Origin of the sequence: Streptomyces sp. NBC_00464, assembly GCF_036013915.1 — a bacterium.
GTDB lineage: Bacteria > Actinomycetota > Actinomycetes > Streptomycetales > Streptomycetaceae > Streptomyces.
In genome coordinates, this window is record NZ_CP107899.1 from 5,348,559 (window position 1) to 5,371,943 (window position 23,385).

Annotated in this window: 18 protein-coding genes; 14 read left to right on the forward strand and 4 right to left on the reverse strand. The window is 71.7% G+C overall.

Going from position 1 to position 23,385, the window contains the following annotated elements; genetic code table 11:
• Positions 1-225: 225 nt before the first annotated feature.
• Entirely contained in the window at positions 226-492 is a 267-nt protein-coding gene (rpsT, locus tag OG912_RS24015; protein ID WP_136325190.1) for a 30S ribosomal protein S20, read from the reverse strand.
• A 213-nt stretch (positions 493-705) separates the two neighbouring features.
• On the opposite strand from rpsT, the gene lepA reads away from it, so the two are divergent.
• The 4 genes from lepA to hemW all read left to right on the forward strand — a co-directional run bounded on the left by lepA (position 706) and on the right by hemW (position 8,178).
• Positions 706-2,580, forward strand: coding sequence for a translation elongation factor 4 (gene lepA / locus OG912_RS24020; RefSeq protein WP_326736134.1), 1,875 nt, complete (start codon positions 706-708; stop codon positions 2,578-2,580).
• A 286-nt stretch (positions 2,581-2,866) separates the two neighbouring features.
• Positions 2,867-4,756 (forward strand): AMP-dependent synthetase/ligase, encoded by a 1,890-nt coding sequence (locus tag OG912_RS24025; protein ID WP_327711196.1) that lies wholly within the window; start codon positions 2,867-2,869, stop codon positions 4,754-4,756.
• Between the two features lie 231 nt (positions 4,757-4,987).
• Positions 4,988-6,892: an ATP-binding SpoIIE family protein phosphatase gene (locus OG912_RS24030; protein WP_327713525.1), complete on the forward strand. Its 1,905-nt coding sequence runs from the start codon at positions 4,988-4,990 to the stop codon at positions 6,890-6,892.
• 53 nt (positions 6,893-6,945) lie between these two features.
• Complete coding sequence (gene hemW / locus OG912_RS24035; RefSeq protein ID WP_327711197.1) at positions 6,946-8,178, forward strand: radical SAM family heme chaperone HemW; 1,233 nt, start codon at positions 6,946-6,948, stop codon at positions 8,176-8,178.
• A 145-nt stretch (positions 8,179-8,323) separates the two neighbouring features.
• On the opposite strand, the gene OG912_RS24040 is transcribed toward hemW, so the two are convergent.
• Positions 8,324-9,154 (reverse strand): DUF3097 domain-containing protein, encoded by an 831-nt coding sequence (locus tag OG912_RS24040; RefSeq protein ID WP_327711198.1) that lies wholly within the window; start codon positions 9,152-9,154, stop codon positions 8,324-8,326.
• Between the two features lie 25 nt (positions 9,155-9,179).
• The gene (locus tag OG912_RS24045; protein WP_327711199.1) at positions 9,180-9,911 is read right to left on the reverse strand and encodes an MBL fold metallo-hydrolase; all 732 of its coding nucleotides are present in this window, start codon (positions 9,909-9,911) and stop codon (positions 9,180-9,182) included.
• Between the two features lie 185 nt (positions 9,912-10,096).
• Here OG912_RS24045 and hrcA point away from each other — a divergent pair, with 185 nt between their 5' ends.
• The 9 genes from hrcA (at position 10,097) to OG912_RS24090 (ending at position 20,527) form a co-directional block, all read left to right on the forward strand.
• Entirely contained in the window at positions 10,097-11,113 is a 1,017-nt protein-coding gene (hrcA, locus tag OG912_RS24050; protein WP_219573125.1) for a heat-inducible transcriptional repressor HrcA, read from the forward strand.
• On the forward strand, positions 11,114-12,250 hold the full coding sequence (gene dnaJ, locus OG912_RS24055; protein ID WP_219573124.1) for a molecular chaperone DnaJ: 1,137 nt from the start codon (positions 11,114-11,116) through the stop codon (positions 12,248-12,250).
• 114 nt (positions 12,251-12,364) lie between these two features.
• Entirely contained in the window at positions 12,365-13,438 is a 1,074-nt protein-coding gene (locus OG912_RS24060) for a nitronate monooxygenase (RefSeq protein ID WP_326736129.1), read from the forward strand.
• Positions 13,435-14,181, forward strand: coding sequence for a 16S rRNA (uracil(1498)-N(3))-methyltransferase (locus tag OG912_RS24065; protein ID WP_327711200.1), 747 nt, complete (start codon positions 13,435-13,437; stop codon positions 14,179-14,181). The genes OG912_RS24060 and OG912_RS24065 overlap by 4 nt, the downstream gene beginning before the upstream one ends.
• A gap of 73 nt (positions 14,182-14,254) precedes the next feature.
• On the forward strand, positions 14,255-14,803 hold the full coding sequence (locus OG912_RS24070) for a hypothetical protein (protein WP_327711201.1): 549 nt from the start codon (positions 14,255-14,257) through the stop codon (positions 14,801-14,803).
• A gap of 68 nt (positions 14,804-14,871) precedes the next feature.
• The gene (locus OG912_RS24075; protein WP_327711202.1) at positions 14,872-18,087 is read left to right on the forward strand and encodes a S41 family peptidase; all 3,216 of its coding nucleotides are present in this window, start codon (positions 14,872-14,874) and stop codon (positions 18,085-18,087) included.
• A 122-nt stretch (positions 18,088-18,209) separates the two neighbouring features.
• The gene (locus OG912_RS24080) at positions 18,210-18,569 is read left to right on the forward strand and encodes a histidine triad nucleotide-binding protein (protein WP_327711203.1); all 360 of its coding nucleotides are present in this window, start codon (positions 18,210-18,212) and stop codon (positions 18,567-18,569) included.
• A gap of 18 nt (positions 18,570-18,587) precedes the next feature.
• A complete protein-coding gene (locus OG912_RS24085; protein ID WP_327711204.1) occupies positions 18,588-19,496 on the forward strand; it encodes a ribonuclease Z in 909 nt (302 codons plus the stop codon).
• A gap of 38 nt (positions 19,497-19,534) precedes the next feature.
• A complete protein-coding gene (locus OG912_RS24090) occupies positions 19,535-20,527 on the forward strand; it encodes an adenosine deaminase (RefSeq protein ID WP_327711205.1) in 993 nt (330 codons plus the stop codon).
• Here OG912_RS24090 and OG912_RS24095 read toward each other — a convergent pair.
• Positions 20,491-21,846, reverse strand: a complete 1,356-nt coding sequence (locus OG912_RS24095; RefSeq protein WP_327711206.1) for an MFS transporter — start codon at positions 21,844-21,846, stop codon at positions 20,491-20,493. The two genes, OG912_RS24090 and OG912_RS24095, sit on opposite strands and share 37 nt — an antisense overlap.
• A 325-nt stretch (positions 21,847-22,171) precedes the next feature.
• On the opposite strand from OG912_RS24095, the gene OG912_RS24100 reads away from it, so the two are divergent.
• Positions 22,172-23,278, forward strand: coding sequence for a PfkB family carbohydrate kinase (locus OG912_RS24100; protein ID WP_327711207.1), 1,107 nt, complete (start codon positions 22,172-22,174; stop codon positions 23,276-23,278).
• Positions 23,279-23,385: the final 107 nt, after the last annotated feature.

Here is a 23,385-nt window from a genome sequence, read left to right on the forward strand (position 1 = left end):
CCTCAATCGCCGGACGGGCTGGATTTGTACGGGAGCACCGCTCTCGCCCGCGCATGCCGAAGGCCCCGGTCGTCCCCCTGGGGAGGGGGATGGCCGGGGCCTTCGCTTTGCGCTTGGTGCGCCGCACCCGCGTGGCGAACGCAGGTTCGGTGTGCGGCGCGGGGTGCCGGTCAGGAGCGGGAGAGAGGGCCCGCTTGGTCCGTTCCGGCGATCACATCAGAATGCTCAGCCCTGGAGGGTGGCAACCTTGGTGGCCAGCGCCGACTTCTTGTTGGCGGCGGCGTTCTTGTGGATGACACCCTTCGAGACAGCCTTGTCGAGAGCGCGGGAAGCGTCGCGAACGGCCACGGTGGCCTTCTCGACGTCGCCTGCAACGACGGCCTCGCGGGCCTTGCGGATCGAGGTCTTGAGCGAGGACTTGACGGCCTTGTTGCGCAGGCGCGCCTTCTCGTTCGTCTTGTTCCGCTTGATCTGGGACTTGATGTTCGCCACGACAGAGCCTTTTCAGGTTCGTTGGATCTTCGGTGTGTGTCCTGCGGCCCAAGGGCCACGAGGCACAGCTGCCCACGGTACCAGTCGCCCTCCGACCGGCCCAAACCGGTCTTCGGCCCGCAGGCGTGGGACGATGGAGGCTACGTACAGATCCGACCGACCCGACATCGACCCGAGACACGGCGTTCGGCGTCTCAAGAATCAGGACCCTGCGTGCCCGCGACTCCTCTCCACGTGCCCGAGCCGAGCCGTACCGACCCGGCGCTGATCCGCAATTTCTGCATCATCGCGCACATCGACCACGGCAAGTCGACCCTTGCCGACCGGATGCTCCAGCTGACCGGTGTGGTCGACCAGCGGCAGATGCGCGCTCAGTACCTCGACCGGATGGACATCGAGCGCGAGCGTGGCATCACCATCAAGTCCCAGGCGGTCCGACTGCCCTGGGCGCCCACGACCGGTGAGGGCCAGGGCAGCACCCACGTCCTCAACATGATCGACACCCCGGGACACGTCGACTTCACCTACGAGGTCTCCCGTTCGCTCGCCGCCTGTGAGGGCACGGTCCTGCTGGTCGACGCCGCGCAGGGTATCGAGGCCCAGACGCTGGCCAACCTCTACCTGGCGATGGAGAACGACCTCACCATCGTCCCGGTCCTCAACAAGATCGACCTGCCGGCCGCCCAGCCCGAGAAGTTCTCCGAGGAGCTGGCCAACCTCATCGGCTGCCAGCCCGAGGACGTCCTCAAGGTCTCCGCGAAGACCGGCGTCGGCGTGGACGCGCTGCTGGACCGGGTGGTCCGGGACGTCCCGGCGCCCGTCGGCAAGGCCGACGCCCCGGCCCGCGCGATGATCTTCGACTCGGTCTACGACGCGTACCGCGGAGTGGTCACCTACGTCCGAGTCGTCGACGGCCAGCTGAACAAGCGCGAGCGCATCCGGATGATGTCGACCGGAGCCACCCACGAGCTGCTGGAGATCGGTGTCTCCTCCCCGGAGATGACCCCGTCCGACGGCATCGGCGTCGGTGAGGTCGGCTACATCATCACCGGCGTGAAGGACGTCCGGCAGTCCAAGGTCGGTGACACGATCACCTCCCTGAACAAGGGGGCGACCGAGGCGCTGGGCGGCTACAAGGACCCCAAGCCGATGGTGTTCTCGGGTCTGTACCCGCTGGACGGATCGGACTACCCGGACCTGCGCGAGGCCCTGGACAAGCTCCAGCTCAACGACGCCGCCCTGGTGTACGAGCCGGAGACCTCCGCGGCGCTCGGCTTCGGTTTCCGCGTCGGCTTCCTCGGTCTGCTCCACCTCGACGTGGTCCGCGAGCGGCTGGAGCGCGAGTTCGGTCTCGAACTCATCGCGACCGCCCCCAACGTGGTCTACCGCGTCGAGATGGAGGACGGCAGCGAGCACGTCGTCACCAACCCGAGTGAATTCCCCGAGGGCAAGATCGACAAGGTGCACGAGCCGGTCGTCCGGGCCACGGTCCTGGCGCCCAGCGAGTTCATCGGCGCGATCATGGAGCTCTGCCAGCAGCGCCGCGGCACGCTCCTCGGCATGGACTACCTCTCCGAGGACCGCGTCGAGATCCGCTACACCCTGCCGCTCGCCGAGATCGTCTTCGACTTCTTCGACCAGCTGAAGTCCAAGACGCGGGGTTACGCCTCACTCGACTACGAGCCCACCGGCGAGCAGTCCGCCGAGCTCGTCAAGGTCGACATCCTGCTGCACGGCGACAAGGTCGACGCCTTCTCCGCGGTCACGCACAAGGACAAGGCGTACGCGTACGGCGTCCGGCTCGTCGCCAAGCTGCAGAAGCTCATCCCGCGGCAGAACTTCGAGGTGCCGATCCAGGCGGCCATCGGCTCCCGGGTCATCGCCCGTGAGACCGTCCGCGCCATCCGCAAGGACGTTCTCGCCAAGTGCTACGGCGGTGACATCTCCCGTAAGCGGAAGCTGCTGGAGAAGCAGAAGGAAGGCAAGAAGCGGATGAAGATGGTCGGCAACGTGGAGGTGCCGCAGGACGCGTTCATCTCCGTGCTGTCGACCGACGAGTCCGCCGGGGAGACCAAGGCCAAGAAGTAGTACGGAGGCGTGGGGCGAGAAGCGGCACGGAGCTTCGCCCCACCACGCCTACCGGCCGGTAGATGAACGGGTCCCCGCATCGCAGAACGCTGCGCCGCGGGGGCCCGTTCGTTATGAAGCGGGGTCCCGTTGCCTCTTACGCGGGGCGCGCGGGCGCTTTACTCTGATCACGGCTTCGTAGTTACTCGCCAGTTAAACAAGCAGGATCAAGCACGCAAACCCAAGCGGAGAGCGCACCGCAACCAGCAGCCCGTCGTGAAGCACTGCCGCAGGCCCGGAGGATGTCGTGAGCGACACACAGACCATGATCGAGAACCGTCCGCCCTCCGTGGCGACCCTCTTCATCGACCGGGTGGCAGCCACCCCGGACGGGGAGGCCTACCGCTACCCCGTCCCCGCGGCCGCCGGTCAGGGTCCCGACGAGTGGAAGTCGCTCAGCTGGGGGCAGGCCGCCGAACGGGTCTACGCCGTGGCGGCCGGGCTGATCGCACTGGGCGTGCAGCCGGAGGAGCGCGTCGCGCTCGCCGCGAGCACCCGGGTCGAATGGATCCTGGCCGACCTCGGGGTCATGTGCGCGGGCGCCGCGACCACCACGATCTACCCCTCGACGAACACCGAGGAGTCGGCGTTCATCCTCTCCGACTCCGAGAGCCGGGTGCTGATCGCCGAGGACGCCGCACAGCTGGCCAAGGCCCGCGAGCGCCGCGCCGAGCTGCCGAACCTCGCGCACGTCGTCGTCATCGACGCCGAGGGCGTTGGACCGGCCGAGGGCGACCCGGAGGGCTGGGTGCTCACGCTGGCCGACCTGGAGACCCTGGGCGCCGAGCACCTGGCCAAGAACCCGGCCGCGATCACCGAGCGGGTCGACGCGATCACCGCCGACCAGCTCGCGACCCTCATCTACACGTCGGGCACCACCGGCCGCCCCAAGGGTGTACGGCTGCCGCACGACAACTGGTCGTACATGGCCAAGGCCACCATCGCCACCGGGCTGATCACCAAGGACGACGTCCAGTACCTCTGGCTGCCGCTCGCGCACGTCTTCGGCAAGGTCCTCACCTCCGGCCAGATCGAGGTGGGGCACGTCACCGCCGTCGACGGCCGGGTCGACAAGATCATCGAGAACCTGCCCATCGTCCAGCCGACGTACATGGCGGCCGTCCCCCGGATCTTCGAGAAGGTCTACAACGGTGTCGCGGCCAAGGCCCGCGCCGGTGGCGGGGCCAAGTACAAGATCTTCCTCTGGGCGGCCGGGGTCGCCCGCGAGTACGCGAAGGTCTCCCAGGACAACTTCCGGCGCACCGGCACCGCCTCCGTGCCCTTCGCGCTCGGCGCCAAGCACAAGGTGGCCGACGCCCTCGTCTTCGCCAAGATCCGCGAGGCCTTCGGCGGCCGGCTCCGCGCCTGTATCTCCGGCTCCGCCGCTCTTGCCCCCGATATCGGCTTCTTCTTCGCCGGCGCCGGCATCCACATCCTGGAGGGCTACGGCCTCACCGAGACGAGCGCGGCCTCCTTCGTCAACCCGGGCGAGGCCTACCGCACCGGCACCGTCGGCAAGCCGCTCCCCGGCACCGAGGTCCGGATCGCCGACGACGGCGAGATCCTCCTGCGCAGCCCCGGCGTGATGCAGGGCTACCAGGGGCTGCCGGAGAAGACGTCCGAGGTGCTGGAGGACGACGGCTGGTTCCACACCGGCGACATCGGAGAGCTGTCCGTGGACGGCTACCTGCGGATCACCGACCGCAAGAAGGACCTGATCAAGACGTCCGGCGGCAAGTACATCGCGCCGGCCGAGGTCGAGGGCCAGTTCAAGGCGGTCTGCCCGTTCGTCTCCAACATCCTGGTGCACGGCGCGGACCGTAACTTCTGCACCGCGCTCATCGCCCTCGACGAGCCGACCATCCTCGACTGGGCCGCCGAGAACGGCATGGAGGGGAAGTCGTACGCGGACGTCGTGGCATCCCCGCGGACCGTCGAGCTCATCGACGGCTACGTGAAGCGCCTCAACGAGGGACTGCAGCGCTGGCAGACCATCAAGCAGTTCCGGCTGCTCCCGCGCGACCTCGACATCGAGCACGGCGAGGTCACCCCCAGCCTCAAACTGAAGCGGCCGGTCGTCGAGCGGGCGTACAAGGACCTGATCGACGACATGTACGCGGGCTCCCGCGAGGCGTAGCGTCCGGCCTTCCGGCCTGTTCCCGGCACCCGGCCCCCGCATCCCGTGCGGGGCCGGGTGCCGGCGTTCTCCAGGCACTTCGGTAACTCGACGCGTATGCGAAGGGCCGATCTGTCACTCTGTCCGTGTCGTCAGCGGCGCATAGAGGGTCCGTCTCAACGGAGAACAGGCGGAGACGGAGAACAGGCAGAGCGAGAACAGGTCAGGAGCCGCCCTGTGGGGTCCATTCCCTTGCAGCGGGACATCGTGCAGCGTCCCGGAACCACTGGCGCGTCCACGGGCGCACAGCCCGTCGCCCGGACGAGCCTGCCCGGGAACCTGCTCGCGCCCTCCGCGGCCCGGCGGTTCGTCGCGGCGGCGCTCGCCGAGTGGAGCGGGCTCGGGCTGCCCGCGGCCGTCGGCTTCAGCGAGCGGCTGTCCGACGACGCGGCGGTCATCGTCAGCGAACTCGTCACCAACGCCGTCGTGCACGCCGGGACCAACGTCGAACTGCTCTTCCGGCTGGAGGAGGCGACCGAGGACGAGTCCTCCGCGCTCGTCCTGGAGGTCTCCGACCACCACCCGACCCGCGCCGTGCGCAGCGACCGCCCCGAAACCGGCACCGACGGCTCCGACGCACCGGGGGAGCCCGCCGAGTACGGGCGCGGCCTGGAACTCGTCGCCACCCTCGCCGAACGCTGGGGCATCACCTACCGCACCGGCCTCAAGACCGTCTGGGCCCGGCTCCCCGTCGACGACTGGAACCCCTTCCCCGACGCCCGCCCCGAGGCCGGATTCCAGCGCGGACTGCGCGCCGCCGAACTCCTCGCCCCCACCGCCCGCCGTGCCCTGCGCGACGACGCGGACTGGGCGGGGCGCGGCGCGCTGTCCTTCCTCGCCGAGGCCTCGGACCTGCTGGCCGGCCAGCTCGACGAGGACATCGTGGCCGCGCTCGCCGGACAGTTACTCGTGCCCCGGCTCGCCGACTGGTGCGCGATCTGGCTGGAGCCCGAGACAGCGGGCCGCGCGGCCGTCCCGCGGCTCGCCAAGGTCTGGCACGTCGACGAGACCCGCATCCAGCCACTGCGCACCCTCCTGGAGGGCGACCCGCTCCGTCTCCCCGAGCGGGTCGGCACCGGACCCGTCTCTATGCCGTGGCCCGGCAGCGCCGAGGACGGCGGTCAGCCGGACGGGACCGAAGGCGTCGCCCTCGCCTACCGGATCACCTCGGGCGGCCGCACCCTCGGCGCCGTACTCCTCGGCCGCGAAGGCATCGCCCGCGTCCCCGACGAGGTCACCGCCCTGATCGAGGACTTCGTCCGCAGGGTCGGCCTCGCCGTGGGCGCGGCCCGCGCCTACACCCGGCAGGCCACCATCAGCCGCATCCTTCAACGCGGACTGCTGCCCAGCAAGGTCGCCGACATACCGGGCGTCGTCAGCTCCCTCGTCTACGAACCCAGCGACGACGGGGTCGTCGGGGGTGACTTCTACGACATCTTCCCGTGCCCCAACGATCGCTGGTGCTTCGTCCTCGGCGACGTCCAGGGCAGCGGCCCCGAAGCGGCCGTCGTGACCGGACTGGCCCGCCCCTGGCTGCGGCTGCTGGCCCGGGAGGGCTTCCAGGCCGACGAGGTCCTGGTCCGCCTCAACCGGCTGCTCCTCGACGACGCGATGGAGGCTGCCGAGGCGGCCGCGCTCATGGTCGCCGCCGCCGGAGGCCAGCACTCGGCGGACAGCGGACAGTCCCGGTTCCTCTCCCTGCTGTACGGGGAGCTCGTGCCGCTGCCCGGCGGCGGCGCCCGCTGCACCCTGGTCAGCGCGGGGCACCCGCTGCCGCTGCTGCTGCGCCCCGACGGCACGGTGCGCCCGGCCGCCGAGCCCCAGCTGCTTCTCGGCGTCATGGACGACGCGGTGTACGAGACCCAGAGCTTCGACCTGGCCCCCGGCGACAGCCTCCTGTGCGTCACCGACGGGGTCACGGAACGGCGCTCGGGGCCGCTGATGTTCGACGACGGCGACGGGCTGGCGCAGGCGCTCTCCGGCTGCGCCGGGCTGACCGCGGAGGGGATCGCGGACCGCATCAAGCACGCCGTGCACGCCTTCGCCGAGCGCCCGCCGGACGACGATCTGGCGCTGCTGGTCCTCCAGGCCCAGTAGCCCCGTCCCGGGCGTGGCGTCCGGTTGCCGGGCGGCGCGCGACAATGGACGGTATGCCTTCCGTACTGCCCGATGGTGAGCCCGTGCCCGACGACGGGGCGCTGCCCCGCCATGCCCTGGAAGGCGCCGCCGAACGCCCGCTCGGCTTCTATCTGCACGTGCCGTACTGCGCGACCCGCTGCGGCTACTGCGACTTCAACACCTACACCGCTACCGAGCTGCGCGGCTCCGGTGGTGCGCTGGCCTCCCGGGACAACTACGCCTCCCATCTCATCGGTGAGGTCCGCCAGGCCCGCAAGGTCCTCGGCGACGACCCCCGCCAGGTCCGTACGGTCTTCGTCGGAGGCGGCACGCCGACGCTGCTGGCCGCCGCCGATCTGGTCCGGATGCTGGCCGCGATCCGCGAGGAGTTCGGGCTCGCGGACGACGCCGAGATCACCACCGAGGCGAACCCGGAGTCCGTCGGACCCGCCTATCTCGCGGAGCTGCGCGAGGGCGGCTTCAACCGGATCTCCTTCGGGATGCAGAGCGCCCGGCAGCACGTCCTGAAGATCCTCGACCGCACCCACACGCCCGGCCGGCCCGAAGCGTGTGTCGCCGAGGCGAGGGCGGCCGGCTTCGATCACGTCAACCTCGACCTGATCTACGGCACCCCGGGCGAGTCCGACGACGACTGGCGCGCCTCCCTCGACGCGGCGATCGGCGCCGGGCCCGACCATGTGTCGGCGTACGCCCTGATCGTCGAGGAGGGCACCCAGCTGGCCCGCCGGATCAAGCGCGGCGAGATCCCGATGACGGACGACGACGCGCACGCCGACCGCTATCTCATCGCGGACGAGGCGATGGCCGCGGCCGGCTTCTCCTGGTACGAGGTGTCGAACTGGGCCCGGACCCCCGAGGGCCGCTGCCTGCACAACGAGCTGTACTGGCGCGGCGCCGACTGGTGGGGCGCCGGACCCGGCGCGCACAGCCACGTCGGCGGCGTGCGCTGGTGGAACGTGAAGCACCCGGGGGCGTACGCGCAGGCGCTGGCCGAGGGGCGCTCGCCCGGCGCGGGCCGCGAGATCCTCTCCGCGGAGGACCGGCGCGTCGAGCGCATCCTGCTGGAGCTGCGGCTCGTCGACGGCTGCCCGCTGTCGCTGCTCGCCCCGGCGGGGCTTGCGGCGGCGGGGCGGGCGGTGGACGACGGGCTGCTGGAGCCGGGGCCGTACGGGGAGGGGCGGGCGGTGCTGACCCTGCGGGGGCGGTTGCTGGCGGATGCGGTGGTGAGGGACCTGGTGGACTGAGGGGGCGCGTGGTGCGTGTCGCGTGGCGGGGGTGGCGCCTGCGGCGGGCCTGTTCCCCTACCCGCCCCTTCCCGTAGCCGGGGCTCCGCCCCGGACCCCGCTCCTCAAGCGCCGGCGGGGCTGGACGTGTGCCGGGCCCGGTCACTCATGGGCTGGAAGTGGACGGCGCCGTCACGAAATCGATCAGCTCCTCCACCCGGCCCAGCAGCTCCGGCTCCAGGTCCCGGTAGGAGCGGACCGTCGACAGGATCCGCTGCCACGCCGCACCCGTGTTCTCCGGCCACCCCAGCGACCGGCACACGCCCGTCTTCCAGTCCTGCCCGCGCGGCACCACCGGCCACCCGGGGATCCCGACGGACGACGGCTTCACGGCCTCCCACACGTCGATGTACGGGTGGCCGACCACCAGGACGTTCCCGTCCGAGATCTGCGCCGCGATCCGGGACTCCTTGGAGCCCGGTACGAGATGGTCGACCAGCACTCCCAGACGCGCGTCCGGGCCCGGCGAGAACTCGCGCACGATCGCGGGGAGGTCGTCGATGCCCTCCAGGTACTCCACGACCACGCCCTCGATCCGCAGGTCGTCGCCCCAGACCCGCTCCACCAGCTCGGCGTCGTGCCGGCCCTCCACGTAGATGCGTCCGGCCCGCGCCACCCGGGCCCGCGCGCCGGGAACGGCCACCGAGCCGGAGGCCGTACGGGCGGGGCGGGCCGGGCCGCCCGCCGACGGGCGCACCAGCGTGACGACCCGGCCCTCCAGCAGGAAGCCGCGCGGCGCCATCGGGAAGACCCGGTGCTTGCCGAACCGGTCCTCCAGGGTCACCGTCGGGCCCTCGGCCGTCTTCTCGCACCGGATCACGGCACCGCAGAAGCCGGTGGCGACGTCCTCCACGACCAGATCCGGGTCGGCGGGCACCTCGGGGGCGGGGGCGGACTTCTTCCACGGCGGGGTCAGGTCCGGCTGGTAGCTGCGCATCGGACGACGATAAGCGGGGAGCGGGCTACGACACGCCGAACCGGGCAGCGAGGTCGTCGCGCTGGGCCCGTACGAACGCGGCGTCCACCACGGCCCCGTGCCCCGGCACGTACAACGCGTCCTCGCCGCCCAGCTCCAGCAGCCGGTCCAGCGCCGCCGGCCAGCGCGCGGGGAATGCGTCCGGTCCGGCCTGGGGGTCGCCGGACTCCTCGACCAGGTCGCCGCAGAACACGATCGCCGGCGAGTCGGAGACGCCGGGCACCAGCACCGCCAGATCGTGGCCGCTGTGCGCCGGACCCGCGTTCACCAGCAGCACCTCGCGCCCGCCGCCCAGATCGAGCGTCCATTCGGCGATCACCTCGTGGTGGGGCGCCACAAGGACATCGGCGGACTCCGCCGCGTCCTGTTCGGGCAGGCCCTGCCGCACCGCGTCGGCGTGCAGTTCGTCCGCCCCGTGCCGCAGCACATCCCTCATGCCCCCGGCGCCGTACACCTGCGTCCCGGCGAAGGCGGCCGTGCCCAGCACATGATCGAAATGGGGGTGGCTGAGTGCGATATGTGTCACCCTTTGGCCCAGCAGCGACTGCGCCTGGCGGCGTACCTCCACCGCTTCACGCAGTGACGATCCGGTGTCGCAGAGCAGCACTCCGTCCGTCCCGGCCACCAGTGCGACCGTTGCATCCCACACGGGAAGGCGTCGCCGGCCCACTCCGTGTCCGAGTCGCTCCCAGCCGAACTCTTCCCAAGAGGCGTCCATGGGACGACGCTATCGGCAACGACCTGCGCAGTCTCGCGGTAGCGTGGCCGGTCGCCCTTGCTAGGGGGCTACCCCGTCGCCGTACACTGGCCGGGGGATTGCTGGCACTCGTACGCACAGAGTGCCAGGAGAAGACCCGGGAACGGCCCGAGAACCACCGAGGTACACAGCTGGAGGTGTGCGCGATGCTCAGCGAACGCAGACTCGAAGTGCTGCGCGCCATCGTCCAGGACTATGTCGGCACCGAGGAGCCCGTCGGCTCCAAGGCGCTCACGGAGCGGCACAAGCTGGGGGTCTCCCCGGCCACCGTCCGCAACGACATGGCGGTGCTGGAGGACGAGGGCTTCATCGCCCAGCCGCACACCAGCGCGGGACGCATCCCGACGGACAAGGGTTACCGGCTCTTCGTCGACAAGCTCGCGGGCGTCAAGCCCCTGTCGTCGCCGGAGCGCCGTGCCATTCAGAATTTCCTCGACGGCGCGGTCGACCTCGACGATGTCGTGGGACGTACCGTACGGCTGCTCGCGCAGCTGACCCGGCAGGTCGCCGTCGTGCAGTACCCCTCGCTGACCCGCTCGACGGTGCGGCACGTGGAACTGCTTTCGCTGGCCCCCGCCCGGCTGATGCTCGTGCTGATCACGGACACCGGCCGGGTCGAACAGCGGCTGGTGGACTGCCCCGCGCCGTTCGGTGAGACCTCTCTCGCCGATCTGCGGGCCCGGCTCAACAGCCGGGTCGTGGGACGCCGTTTCGCGGACGTCCCGCAGCTGGTGCAGGACCTGCCGGAATCATTCGAGAGCGAGGACCGGGGAACCGTGTCCACCGTGCTCTCGATCCTCCTCGAATGCCTCGTCGAGGAGACGGAGGAGCGGCTGATGATCGGCGGCACCTCCAACCTCACCCGCTTCGGGCACGACTTCCCTGTGATGATCCGGCCGGTGCTGGAGGCATTGGAGGAGCAGGTCGTGCTGCTGAAGCTGCTCGGCGAGGCCAAGGACTCGGGCATGACCGTACGTATCGGGCACGAGAACGCCCACGAGGGGCTCAACTCCACGTCCGTCGTCGCGGTCGGCTACGGTTCGGGCGACGAGGCAGTCGCCAAACTCGGCGTGGTCGGACCGACCCGCATGGACTACCCCGGAACGATGGGAGCGGTACGCGCAGTGGCACGTTACGTCGGACAGATCCTGGCGGAGTCGTAAGTGGCCACGGACTACTACGCCGTACTCGGCGTGCGCCGCGACGCTTCGCAGGACGAGATCAAGAAGGCCTTCCGGAGGCTCGCCCGCGAGCTGCACCCGGATGTGAACCCCGATCCGAAGACCCAGGAGCGGTTCAAGGAGATCAACGCCGCTTACGAGGTGTTGTCGGACGCTCAGAAGAAGCAGGTCTACGACCTCGGCGGCGACCCGCTGTCCGCCTCCGGAGGCGGTGGCGCGGGCGGATTCGGACAGGGCGGCTTCGGCAACTTCTCCGACATCATGGACGCGTTCTTCGGCACGGCGTCGCAGCGCGGACCCCGTTCGCGCACCCGCCGCGGCCAGGACGCCATGATCCGGCTGGAGATCGACCTCTCCGAGTCGGCCTTCGGTACGACCAAGGACATCCAGGTCGACACGGCCGTCGTCTGTACGACCTGTAGTGGCGAGGGTGCCGCACCCGGCACCTCCGCCCAGACCTGTGACATGTGCCGCGGCCGCGGCGAGGTCTCCCAGGTCACCCGGTCGTTCCTCGGCCAGGTCATGACCTCGCGGCCCTGCCCCCAGTGCCAGGGCTTCGGTACGGTCGTGCCGACGCCGTGCCCGGAGTGCGCCGGTGACGGCCGCATCCGCTCGCGGCGCACGCTCACCGTGAAGATCCCCGCAGGTGTCGACAACGGCACCCGCATCCAGCTCGCGGGCGAGGGTGAGGTCGGCCCCGGCGGCGGCCCCGCCGGCGATCTCTACGTCGAGATCCACGAGCTGCCGCACGCCGTGTTCCAGCGGCGCGGCGACGATCTGCACTGCACGGTCACCATCCCGATGACGGCGGCGGCCCTCGGCACCAAGGTGCCGCTGGAGACGCTCGACGGCCTTGAGGAGGTCGACATCCGGCCGGGCACCCAGTCCGGCCAGTCCGTCCCGCTGCACGGACGCGGCATCACGCACCTGCGAGGCGGCGGGCGCGGCGACCTCATCGTGCACGTCGAGGTGATGACCCCGACCAAGATGGACCCGGAGCAGGAGCGTCTGCTGCGCGAGCTGTCGAAACTGCGCGGCGAGGAGCGGCCCACCGGCCAGTTCCAGCCCGGGCAGCAGGGTCTGTTCTCGCGTCTGAAGGACGCGTTCAACGGCCGCTAGATCCACGTGAACGATGTCGTACGGGCCCGGATTCCGGGCCCGTACCGCATTGTGGACAAAATGTGGCACCGGGGTGCGTATCGCCGGACACGGGGGACATGACACGATGCGGTCATGTCATCCGCGTTGACCGATCTCTGCCGGTATCCGATCGTGCAGGCCCCGATGGCGGGTGGGACCTCGTGTCCGCAGCTCGTCGCGGCCGTCGCCGAGGCCGGCGGGCTCGGCTTCCTGGCCGCCGGGTACAAGACGACGGACGGCATGTACAACGAGATCAAACAGGTGCGCGGTCTCACCGGCCAGCCCTTCGGCGTCAACCTGTTCATGCCGCAGCCGAACCTCGCCGACCCGGCCGCCGTCGAGGTGTACCGGCATCAGCTCGCGGGCGAGACATCCTGGTACGAGACCCCGCTCGGCGACACCGACACCGGCGGTGACGACGGCTACGAGGCCAAGCTCGCCATCCTGCTGGAGGACCCGGTCCCGGTCGTCTCCTTCACCTTCGGCTGCCCCTCCCGCGACACCCTCGACGCGTTCGCCGCGGTGGGTACGTACACGGTCGTCACGGTCACCTCGCCGGAGGAGGCCCAGGCCGCCCAGTGGGCGGGCGCCGACGCCGTCTGCGCCCAGGGCATCGAGGCGGGCGGCCACCAGTCCACCTTCCGCGACGACCCCCAGATCGACGGCGCCGGGACCGGCCTGCTCTGCCTGGTGGCCCAGGTCCGCGAGACCGTGCAGATACCGATTGTCGCCGCGGGCGGACTGATGCGGGGATCCCAGATCGCCGCCGTGCTGGCGGCCGGCGCCGATGCCGCGCAGCTCGGCACCGCCTTCCTGGTCTGCCCCGAATCGGGCGCCCACCTGCTGCACAAGCAGGCCCTCACCAACCCGCTGTTCGTCCGCACCACCCTGACCCGGGCCTTCTCCGGACGCCCGGCCCGCGGCCTGGTCAACCGCTTCGTGCGCGAGCACGGACCGTACGCCCCCGCCGCCTACCCGCAGGTGCACCAGATGACGGCCGTGCTGCGCAAGGCGGCGGCCAAGGCCGGGGACGCGCAGGGCATGGCACTGTGGGCGGGGCAGGGCCACCGGATGGCGCGCGAGCTGCCCGCCGGCCGGCTGGTCAGACTGCTTGCCGAGGAACTGGACGCCGCACGGACGGCAGTGAGCACAAGGAGTACACAGTGACGGCACCCGTCTTCGTCGTCGACCGGATGCCGCAGGGGCCCGGCTTCGTCCTGGAAGGGCCCGAGGGGCGGCACGCCGTCTCGGTGAAGCGCCTGCGCGCCGGTGAGGACGTCGTCCTGACGGACGGGAGCGGGCGCTGGGCCGAAGGCGTCGTGATGGCCGCCGAGGGCAAGGACCGGTTGGTGATCACCGACCTGGAGTCCGTCCACGAGGAACCCCGTCCCGACGTCCGTATCACCGTCGTCCAGGCGTTGCCCAAGGGTGACCGCGGCGAGGTCGCCGTCGAGACGATGACGGAGACCGGCGTCGACGCGGTCGTGCCGTGGCAGGCCGCGCGCTGCATCACCCAGTGGAAGGGCGACCGGGGCCTCAAGTCCCTGGCGAAGTGGCGCAGTACGGCCCGCGAGGCCGGCAAGCAGTCGCGCCGGGTCCGCTTCCCGGAGGTGGCGGACGCGTTGACGACCAAGCAGGTTGCCGCACTTCTGGCCACGGCCGACTTCGCGGCCGTGCTGCACGAGGACCGGGGGTACGCCAGTGAGCCGCTGGCCACCGTCGCGCTGCCCGGCGAGGGTGAGATCGTGCTGGTCGTAGGGCCCGAAGGAGGCGTGTCCCCGGAGGAATTGGCCGTTTTCGCCGCCGCGGGCGCCCGGACCTGCCGGCTCGGACCGACCGTTCTGCGCACCTCGACGGCGGGTACCGCGGCGGTTGCGCTGCTGCTGGGACGCACGGGGCGCTGGGCGTAGCGACTTTCCGGCCGGGGCAGTTGTGGCCGCAAGCGGTCTACCGCTGCGCCGGGAGCGGTGGGAAGCTGCCCGTATGGGGACATCAAGGGCAGCGGGCCGCAGAAGGGCCCATCACTTCCCGGCCGCGGTCTGCCTCGCTGCCGCAGCCGTCGTGGGCCTCGCCGCCTGCGGACCCGTGGACGGACTGAACACCGCCACCATCGCCGTGACCACGGACCGCACCGCCACCAGCGCCCTGGAGCACGAAGGCGTCCAGGTGCAGTGGCTGACCTGCACGGCGAGCGTGGACGGGGGCGGGGCGAAGTCGTCGTCCACGCAGGCCGGTTCGGCCACCGCCACCACGCGCCGCGTCGCCGATGTCGACTGCAGCGGCCGGACGAAGGACGGCCGGGACATCAAGGTCACCGGTCAGGTCCGGCAGGCGGTCGACGGCCGCTGCGTGCGCGGTGACCTGACCGCGAAGGCCGGTAACCGGACCGTGTTCCGGGCCACCCTGCTCGGCAACTGCGCGGCGCCGCCCCCGACCTCCGCACCGGCCGGCGGTGGGAACAGCGGCGGGGGAGGGGCCCGGCCCACGGTCACCGTGACCGTCACGGTCACCGCGCACCCCCAGGGCAAGTGAGCCGGCCGGACGGCGGACTCCGGCCAACCCCGTTCCACCAGGCAGAGCAGCGGCCTAGGGTGATCGATGTGACACAGCCTTCCTACCTCCGGTATCCCCATGTCCAGGGCGACTCGATCGCCTTCACCGCCGAGGACGATGTCTGGCTCGCGCCGCTCGACGGCGGCCGAGCCTGGCGTGTCAGCGCCGACAACCGCCCCGTCACCCAGCCGCGGATATCTCCCGACGGCACCCTCGTCGCCTGGACGTCCACCCGGGACGGGGCACCCGAAGTGCACCTCGCCCCCGTCGACGGCGGCCCCTCCCGGCGGCTGACCCACTGGGGCGACGCGCGGACGACAGTCCGCGGCTGGACCCCCGACGGGGACGTGCTGGTCACCAGCACCCAGGGCCAGGTCTCGCTCCGGCGCAGCTGGGCCCGGGCCGTGCCGGTCGACGGAGGGCCCGCACGGACCCTCCCGTACGGACCGGTCGGCTCCCTCGCGTACGGTCCCGGCGGACGCGTCCTGCTGCTTTCGGCCACCATGGGGCGCGAGGCCGCCACCTGGAAGCGCTACCGCGGCGGCACGGCGGGCAAGCTCTGGATCGCGGCCGAGGGGGACCCGGCGGAGTTCGTACGTGTCCACGAGGAGCTCGACGGCAACATCGAGTGCCCCCTGTGGGTCGGCGACCGCATCGCCTTCCTCTCCGACCACGAAGGCGTCGGCGCGCTCCACTCCTCGCTGCCCGACGGCACGGACCTGCGCCGGCACACCGGAATCGAAGGCTTCTACGCCCGCCACGCCACCACCGACGGCACCCGCGTCGCCTACGCGTCCGCCGGTGAACTGTGGCTCCTGGACAGCCTGGAGAGCGACGCACCCCGCCGCCTCGACATCCGGCTCGGCGGCCAGCGCGCCGACCTCCAGCCGCACCCCGTGCACGCCGGCAGCCACCTGCACACCGCCTCGCCCGACCGCACCGGCCGCGGCAGCGCCGTCGGGTCCCGCGGCGCCGTCCACTGGGTCACCCACCGCGAGGGCCCGGCCCGCGCACTCGCCGTCGAACCCGGCGTACGGGCCAGGCTGCCCCACACCTTCCAGGCCGACGGCGACCAGCACGTCGTCTGGGTCACCGACGCCGAGGGCGACGACGCGCTGGAGTGCGCACCCGCCACCGGGACCGGCCCCGGCGCCGTACCGCGCCGCCTCGCCTCGGGCCGGATCGGCCGGGTCCTCGACCTGGTCCCCGCCCCCGACGGCAGCCGCTTCGCCGTCGCCGCCCACGACGGACGCGTCCTGATCGTGGAACGGGAGAGCGGCGAGGTCCACGAGGTGGACCGCAGCGAGCACGGCGACGCCTCCGGGCTCGTCTTCTCGCCCGACTCCGCCTGGCTCGCCTGGTCGCACCCCGGCCCCGAGCCGCTGAGCCAGCTCAAGCTCGCGCACCTGGCCGACCTGTCGGTCTCCGAGGCGACCCCGCTGCGGTTCCGGGACTTCGCACCCGCCTTCACCGCCGACGGAAAGCACCTGGCCTTCCTCTCGGAGCGGGCGTTCGACCCGATCTACGACTCCCACGTCTTCGACCTGGCGTTCATCGGGACCTGCCGGCCGCACCTGCTGACGCTCGCCGCGACCACCCCCTCCCCGTTCGGGCCCCAGCTCCACGGCCGCCCGACCGAGAAGGAGAAGGGCGGCGACGGCGAGGACAACCCCACGGCACTCCCCGTCACCCGCATCGACCTGGACGGCCTCGCCGACCGGATCGTGCCGCTGCCCGTCGAGGCCGCCAGCTACTCCTCGCTCAGGGCGGCGAAGGACGGACTGCTGTGGCTGCGCCACCCGGTGACCGGAGTCCTCGGCACCAGCGCGGCCACCCCCGACACCCACGGCCCCGAGACCGTCCTGGAGCGGTACGACCTGGAGAAGCTGCGCTGCGAGGAACTGGCCTCCGACATCGGCCGGTTCGCGGTCAGCGGCGACGGCAAGCGCCTCGCCCTGCTCAGCCACGGCAAGCTGCGCATCGTCCCGTCCGACAGCCGGGTGTCCGGGGGTTCCGACGACGACAGCGACGACAACAACATCACCGTCGACCTCTCCCGCGTCCGCCGCACCCTCGACCCGGCCGCCGAATGGCGCCAGATGTACGACGAGGCCGGCCGCATCATGCGGGACAACTTCTGGCGCCCCGACATGGCCGGCATCGACTGGAACGGCGTACTGGACCGCTACCGCCCCGTCCTGGAGCGCGTCGCCACCCACGACGACCTCATCGACCTCCTGTGGGAGGTCCAGGGCGAACTCGGCACTTCGCACGCCTATGTGACCCCCTCCGGCGGCTGGCGCGACGACTCCGCCCGGCAGGGCCTGCTCGGCGCAGACCTCTCCCGCGCGGACGACGGGAGCTGGCGCATCGACCGCATCCTGCCGTCCGAGACCTCCGACCCGGCCGCCCGGGCCCCGCTCGCCGCACCCGGCGTCGCCGTCCGTGCGGGTGACGCGATCGTGGCCGTCGACGGCCACCCCGTCGACCCGCTCACCGGCCCCGCACCGCTGCTCACCGGCTCGGCCGGCAAACCCGTCGAACTGACCGTCTCCCCGGTCGACGGCGGCGACCCGCGCCATGTCGTCGTCGTGCCGATCGCCGACGAGGAGGCACTGCGCTACCACGCGTGGGTCGCCGGCCGGCGTGCGCACGTGCACGAACAGTCCGGCGGGCGCCTCGGCTACCTCCACGTCCCGGACATGGTCGGCTCGGGCTGGGCCCAGATCCACCGCGACCTGCGCACCGAGGTCGCCCGCGAAGGCCTGGTGGTGGACGTACGGGAGAACCGCGGCGGCCACACCTCGCAGCTGGTGGTGGAGAAGCTCGCCCGCCGCATCGTCGGCTGGGACCTGCCCCGCGGCATGCGGCCCTCCAGCTACCCGGGCGACGCACCGCGCGGCCCCGTCGTGGCCGTCGCGAACGAGTTCTCCGGCTCGGACGGCGACATCGTGAACGCGGCGATCAAGGCGCTGGACATCGGCCCCGTGGTCGGCGTACGCACCTGGGGCGGCGTGGTGGGCATCGACAGCCGGTACCGCCTCGTCGACGGCACGCTGGTCACCCAGCCCAAGTACGCCTTCTGGCTGGAGGGGTACGGCTGGGGCGTCGAGAACCACGGCGTCGATCCCGATGTCGAGGTCGTCATGACACCGCAGGACCATGCCGCGGGCCGGGACCCGCAGCTGGACGAGGCGATCCGGATCGCCCTGGAGTCGCTGAGCCGCACGCCGGCGAAGACGGCGCCGGGGCTGCCGGAGTGAGTCGAGGGGCGGGGCCCGAACCCGGGGCTCCGCCCCGGACCCCGCGCCTCAAACGCCGGCGGGGCTGGGTGCCCCGCTAGGCTGCCCCCGTAACGGATCACCGAGACAGAGGAGCGCACCCCATGGCAGGAGAACCGCAGCCCGACTGCCTGTTCTGCAAGATCGTCTCGGGTGAGATCCCGGCCACCATCGTCCGGGAGACCGACACCACGGTCGCCTTCCGCGACATCAACCCCCAGGCCCCCACCCACGTCCTGGTCATCCCCCGTGTCCACCACCCCGACGCCGCGTCCCTCGCCGCCGCCGAGCCGCAGATCCTCGCCGACGTCCTGCGCGAGGCCGGACACGTCGCCGCCGACGAGAAGGTCGACGAGACCGGATACCGGGTCGTGTTCAACACCGGTGCCGGGGCCGGGCAGACCGTCTTCCACGCGCACGCCCATGTCCTGGGCGGCCGCGGTCTCCAGTGGCCCCCCGGCTAGAACGGACCGCCGCACACCGTGTCCGCACGTGAACTCGTCGTCCTCGGCACCGCCAGCCAGGTCCCGACCCGGCACCGCAACCACAACGGCTATCTGCTGCGCTGGGACGGCGAGGGCATCCTCTTCGACCCGGGCGAGGGCACCCAGCGACAGATGCTGCGGGCCGGCGTCGCCGCGCACGACATCGACCGGATCTGCGTCACGCACTTCCACGGCGACCACTCGCTCGGCCTGGCCGGGGTGATCCAGCGGATCAACCTCGACCAGGTCCCGCACCCCGTCACCGCGCACTACCCGGCGAGCGGACAGCACTTCTTCGAACGCCTGCGGTACGCCACCGCCTACCGCGAATCCGTCGAGCTGACCGAGGCCCCGGTCGCCGCCGACGGGCCGCTGGCCACCACGGACACGTACACCCTCAGCAGCCACAAGCTCTCGCACCCCGTCGAGTCGTACGGCTACCGGCTGGCCGAGCCCGACGGGCGGCGCATGCTGCCCGCGAAACTCGCCCAGCACGGCATCGCGGGACCGGACGTCGGCCGGCTCCAGCGCGAGGGCGCCCTCGGCGGCATCACCCTCGACGACGTCTCCGAGCACAGGCGCGGACAACGGTTCGCCTTCATCATGGACACGAGGCTCTGCGACGGCGTGTACGCGCTCGCCGAGGGCTGCGACATGCTGGTCATCGAGTCGACCTTCCTCGACGAGGACGAAAGACTGGCCACCGACCACGGCCACCTGACCGCCGGACAGGCTGCCCGGGTCGCGCGGGAAGCGGGCGTACGGCACCTCGTGCTCACCCACTTCTCCCAGCGCTACCCGGACCCGGAGGTCTTCGAGACCCAGGCCAGGGCGGCCGGGTTCGAGGGCGAACTGACCGTCGCCCAGGATCTGATCCGGGTCCCGGTACCGAGCCGTCACCCGTAGACAACGTCACAGCACCACCCTGCGTAAGCGAGAAACCCGTGCACCTCCCCAAAGCAGAACTCCACCTCCACATCGAAGGAACCCTCGAACCCGAACTGGCCTTCGCGCTCGCCGCACGCAACGACGTGCGGCTGCCCTACGCGGACACCGAGGAGCTGCGCACCGCCTACCTCTTCGACGACCTGCAGAGCTTCCTCGACCTGTACTACGCGCTGATGGCGGTGCTGCGCACCGAGGACGACTTCACCGAACTCGCCGACGCCTACCTCACCCGCGCCGCCGCCCAGGGCGTGCGCCACGCGGAGATCTTCTTCGACCCGCAGGCGCACACCGCCCGCGGTGTGCCCATCGGCACCGTCGTCGAGGGGCTCGGCCGGGCGCTGGAGCGCAGCGAGGAGAAGCACGGCATCTCCACCCAGCTCATCATGTGCTTCCTGCGCGACCAGTCCGCCGAATCGGCGCTGGAGACCCTGGAGGCCGCGAAGCCGTATCTGCACCGGATCAGCGCCGTCGGCCTGGACTCCGCCGAGGTGGGCCACCCGCCCGCCAAGTTCCGCGAGGTGTACGCCGCGGCCGAGGCGCTCGGGCTGCGCAAGGTCGCCCACGCGGGCGAGGAGGGCCCGCCCGCGTACATCACCGAGGCGCTCGACGTCCTCGGCGTGGAGCGCATCGACCACGGGCTGCGCTGCATGGAGGACCCGGAGCTCGTGAAGCGACTGGTCGCGGACCGGGTGCCGCTCACCCTCTGCCCGCTGTCCAACGTACGGCTGCGGGCCATCGACACCCTGGAGGAGCACCCGCTGCGGGCCATGATGGACGCCGGGCTGCTCTGCACGGTGAACTCCGACGACCCCGCCTACTTCGGCGGATACGTCGGAGACACTTTCCACGCCGTCCACGAGGCGCTCGGACTGGAGCGCGAGCAGCTGCGCACCCTGGCCCGCAACTCCTTCGAGGCGGCCTTCCTCGACCACGACGAGGAGCGCAGGGCGCGCTACCTGTCCGAGGTCGAGGCGTACGCGTTCGACTGACCGCCGCCCGACGGGCCGGCCGTCCGGAACGCACTCCTGACCAGGCGCCTGCGGCGCAGCGCGGGCAGGCTTATCTCCGTGACGGCCTGCTCGGGCGCGCCCAGCTTCGGCACCGCCCCGGGCACCGCACCGGTGGTGACCGCGAGCAGGGCCGCCGGAGCGCCACCCCTGCGGCGCACCGATCCCGGCACCAGCGGACGGCCACCGGTGTGCAGGGCCACCGCCGTCACCGGGACCGCGACCAGCAGGGTCACGGCGCCCAGGATCAGCCCCATCACCGGGAAGCCGGCCCCCTCGGACAGCACACTGCCGAGCACCGGACCGCAGGCCACGCCGACCGACGAGGCCGAGCCCGCCAGGACCGCCCAGCGCCCGCGCACGTCCAGGGACGCGGCCAGGCCGATCAGATACGACAGGACCACCGGGTACACGGTGTTCCACAGGATCTCGCCGCTCGCGAACGAGCCGAGGCTCCCGGCCGACGAGCTGAGCACGATGCTCCCCGCGATGACCACGGTGCCCAGGCCGATCGGCACCGCCCGCCCGAGCCGGGCCCCCAGTACGCCGGCGCCCATCACGCCGAGCAGACCGGCGCCGAGCGCGGCGGCGAACACCGCGCCGATGGTGACCTCGGAGAGCCCGACCTGGTCCACGCCGATGCGGCTGCTGACCCCCCACAGCGCGTTCTGCGCCATGGACCAGACGAGCATGCCGCCCGCCAGCACCAGGCCCGAGCGGCGGTGCGGCAGCCGTCCCGACGCGGGGACGGACGGTCCGGCCGGGACCGGGCTGCCGAGCCGGGAGGTGGCCGGCCAGACGAGCAGCGCGACCAGCGCGATCGAAGCGAACGGCAGCCGGTGGCCACCGCCCAGGTGCGGGATCGTCAGATACAGGGCGCCCGCCGTCGCCGAGACGCTCAGCAGCCCCAGGGACGACGTCCGGTGCGGATCGCGCTGGGCGGCGATGCCCGCCGCGGCCACCGCGGTCGCCGTCCCGGAACCGAAACCGCCCACCATGGCGCCCAGGACCACCAGCGGCACGGAACCCGCGAGCGCGGCGCAGCCGTACCCCAGCACGGCCAGCACCAGCCCGATCCGCGCCGGTCTCCGCGGCCCGTACGTCTCCACGCGGCCCGCCAGACAGAAGCCGGCCGAGGCCGAACTCAGCAGCAGGGCGCTGCCGACCAGACCGGCCTCGGCCGTGCTGAGACCCAGATAGACGGAGAGCCGTCCCACGATGGTGGGGAGCAGATAGGCGGCGAGGTAACCGGCGGTGAACACGGCAACCAGAGGCCACGCGGCGCGAGGGCGCGAGGACATGGGCGTTCCTGAAGACATGCCAGAGGAGGCGGAGAAAAAAGGCAGAGGGGGGTCATGCGGGAATGCGAGAAATGCGGGGAATCGGCACACTCGTCGGTCATGTCGCCAACGGTGGTCGCGGGCCAATTTGTATCAAGTGCTCAGGGTCGACCGAAAGTCGCCTCGCTGTGATCTGAGTCACTTATGTGTTTGCCGTGTTTCTATGCGGGTAACAGCGCATGTTTATGCAGGTCAGCCTCTGTGTACACAGACCCGGCGCGGACCCCGCACCTGCGGACGGGAATCGGGCACACTGACCGCAACCGCCACGACCGGGGAGTGCAAGGTGAGCGCTGACATTCCAGACATCGACCCGCTGGACGGGCTGCGCGCACCGCAGGACCCCGGCTGCGACGTCTTCCTCACCGGCACGGTCTTCCTCGACATCATCTTCACCGGCCTGGACAGCGCCCCGGTGCGCGGCACCGAGTCCTGGGCCCGCGGCATGGGATCCAGCCCCGGCGGCGTCGCCAACATGGCCACCGCGCTCGCCCGCCTCGGCCTTCGCACCTCACTCGCCGCCGCGTTCGGCGACGACCACTACGGCGAGTACTGCTGGGACGCCCTCGAACAGGGCGAGGGCATCGACCTGTCCCTGTCGCACACCGTCCGCGGCTGGCACTCCCCGGTGACCGTCTCGATGGCGTACGAGGGCGAGCGGACGATGGTCTCGCACGGCCACGAGGCCCCGCCCCCGCCCGCGTTCGACCCCACCGGAGCCCCCGCCTCCCCCCGGTGCCCGCCCCGTGCCAGGGCCGCCATCGCCTCGCTCGCCCCCGGCCGCAGCGAACCCTGGGTGGCCGAGGCGGCCGGCCAGGGGGCCGCGGTCTTCGCCGACGTCGGCTGGGACGAGACCGGCCGCTGGGACCTGGACGGCCTGACCGACCTGGAGCACTGCCAGGCCTTCCTCCCCAACGCCGAGGAGGCCATGCGCTACACCCGCACCGACTGCCCCCGCACTGCCGCACACGCCCTCGCCGAACGGGTCCCGCTCGCCGTCGTCACCCTCGGCGCCGAGGGCGCGTACGCGGTCGACGCCGCCACCGGGGCCACCGCCGAGGTCCCCGCGATCGCGGTCGAGGCCCTGGACCCGACCGGCGCGGGCGACGTCTTCGTGGCCGGCTTCGTCACCGGCACCCTCGCCAACTGGCCCCTCGCCGACCGCCTCGCCTTCGCCGGCCTCACCGCCGCCCTCTCGGTCCAGGAGTTCGGCGGCTCGCTCTCGGCCCCCGGCTGGGCGGAGATCGCCGCCTGGTGGCAGCGCATCCGCACCCTCACCGGTCAGGACCCGGCCGCGCTCCAGCGGTACGCCTTCCTCCAGGACCTGCTCCCCGCCGCCGCCCGCCCCTGGCCGCTGCGCCGGGCCGTCCCGACGATCGGCTTCCGTCCGTAACCCGGCAGCCGTGTTCCCGCCTGCGAAAACCTCTCGGTGATGTCAGTACGGAGTCGTAGGCTGGGTACTCCAGAGGTTTTCGAGCAGCGAGAACCCTGCAACGGGAG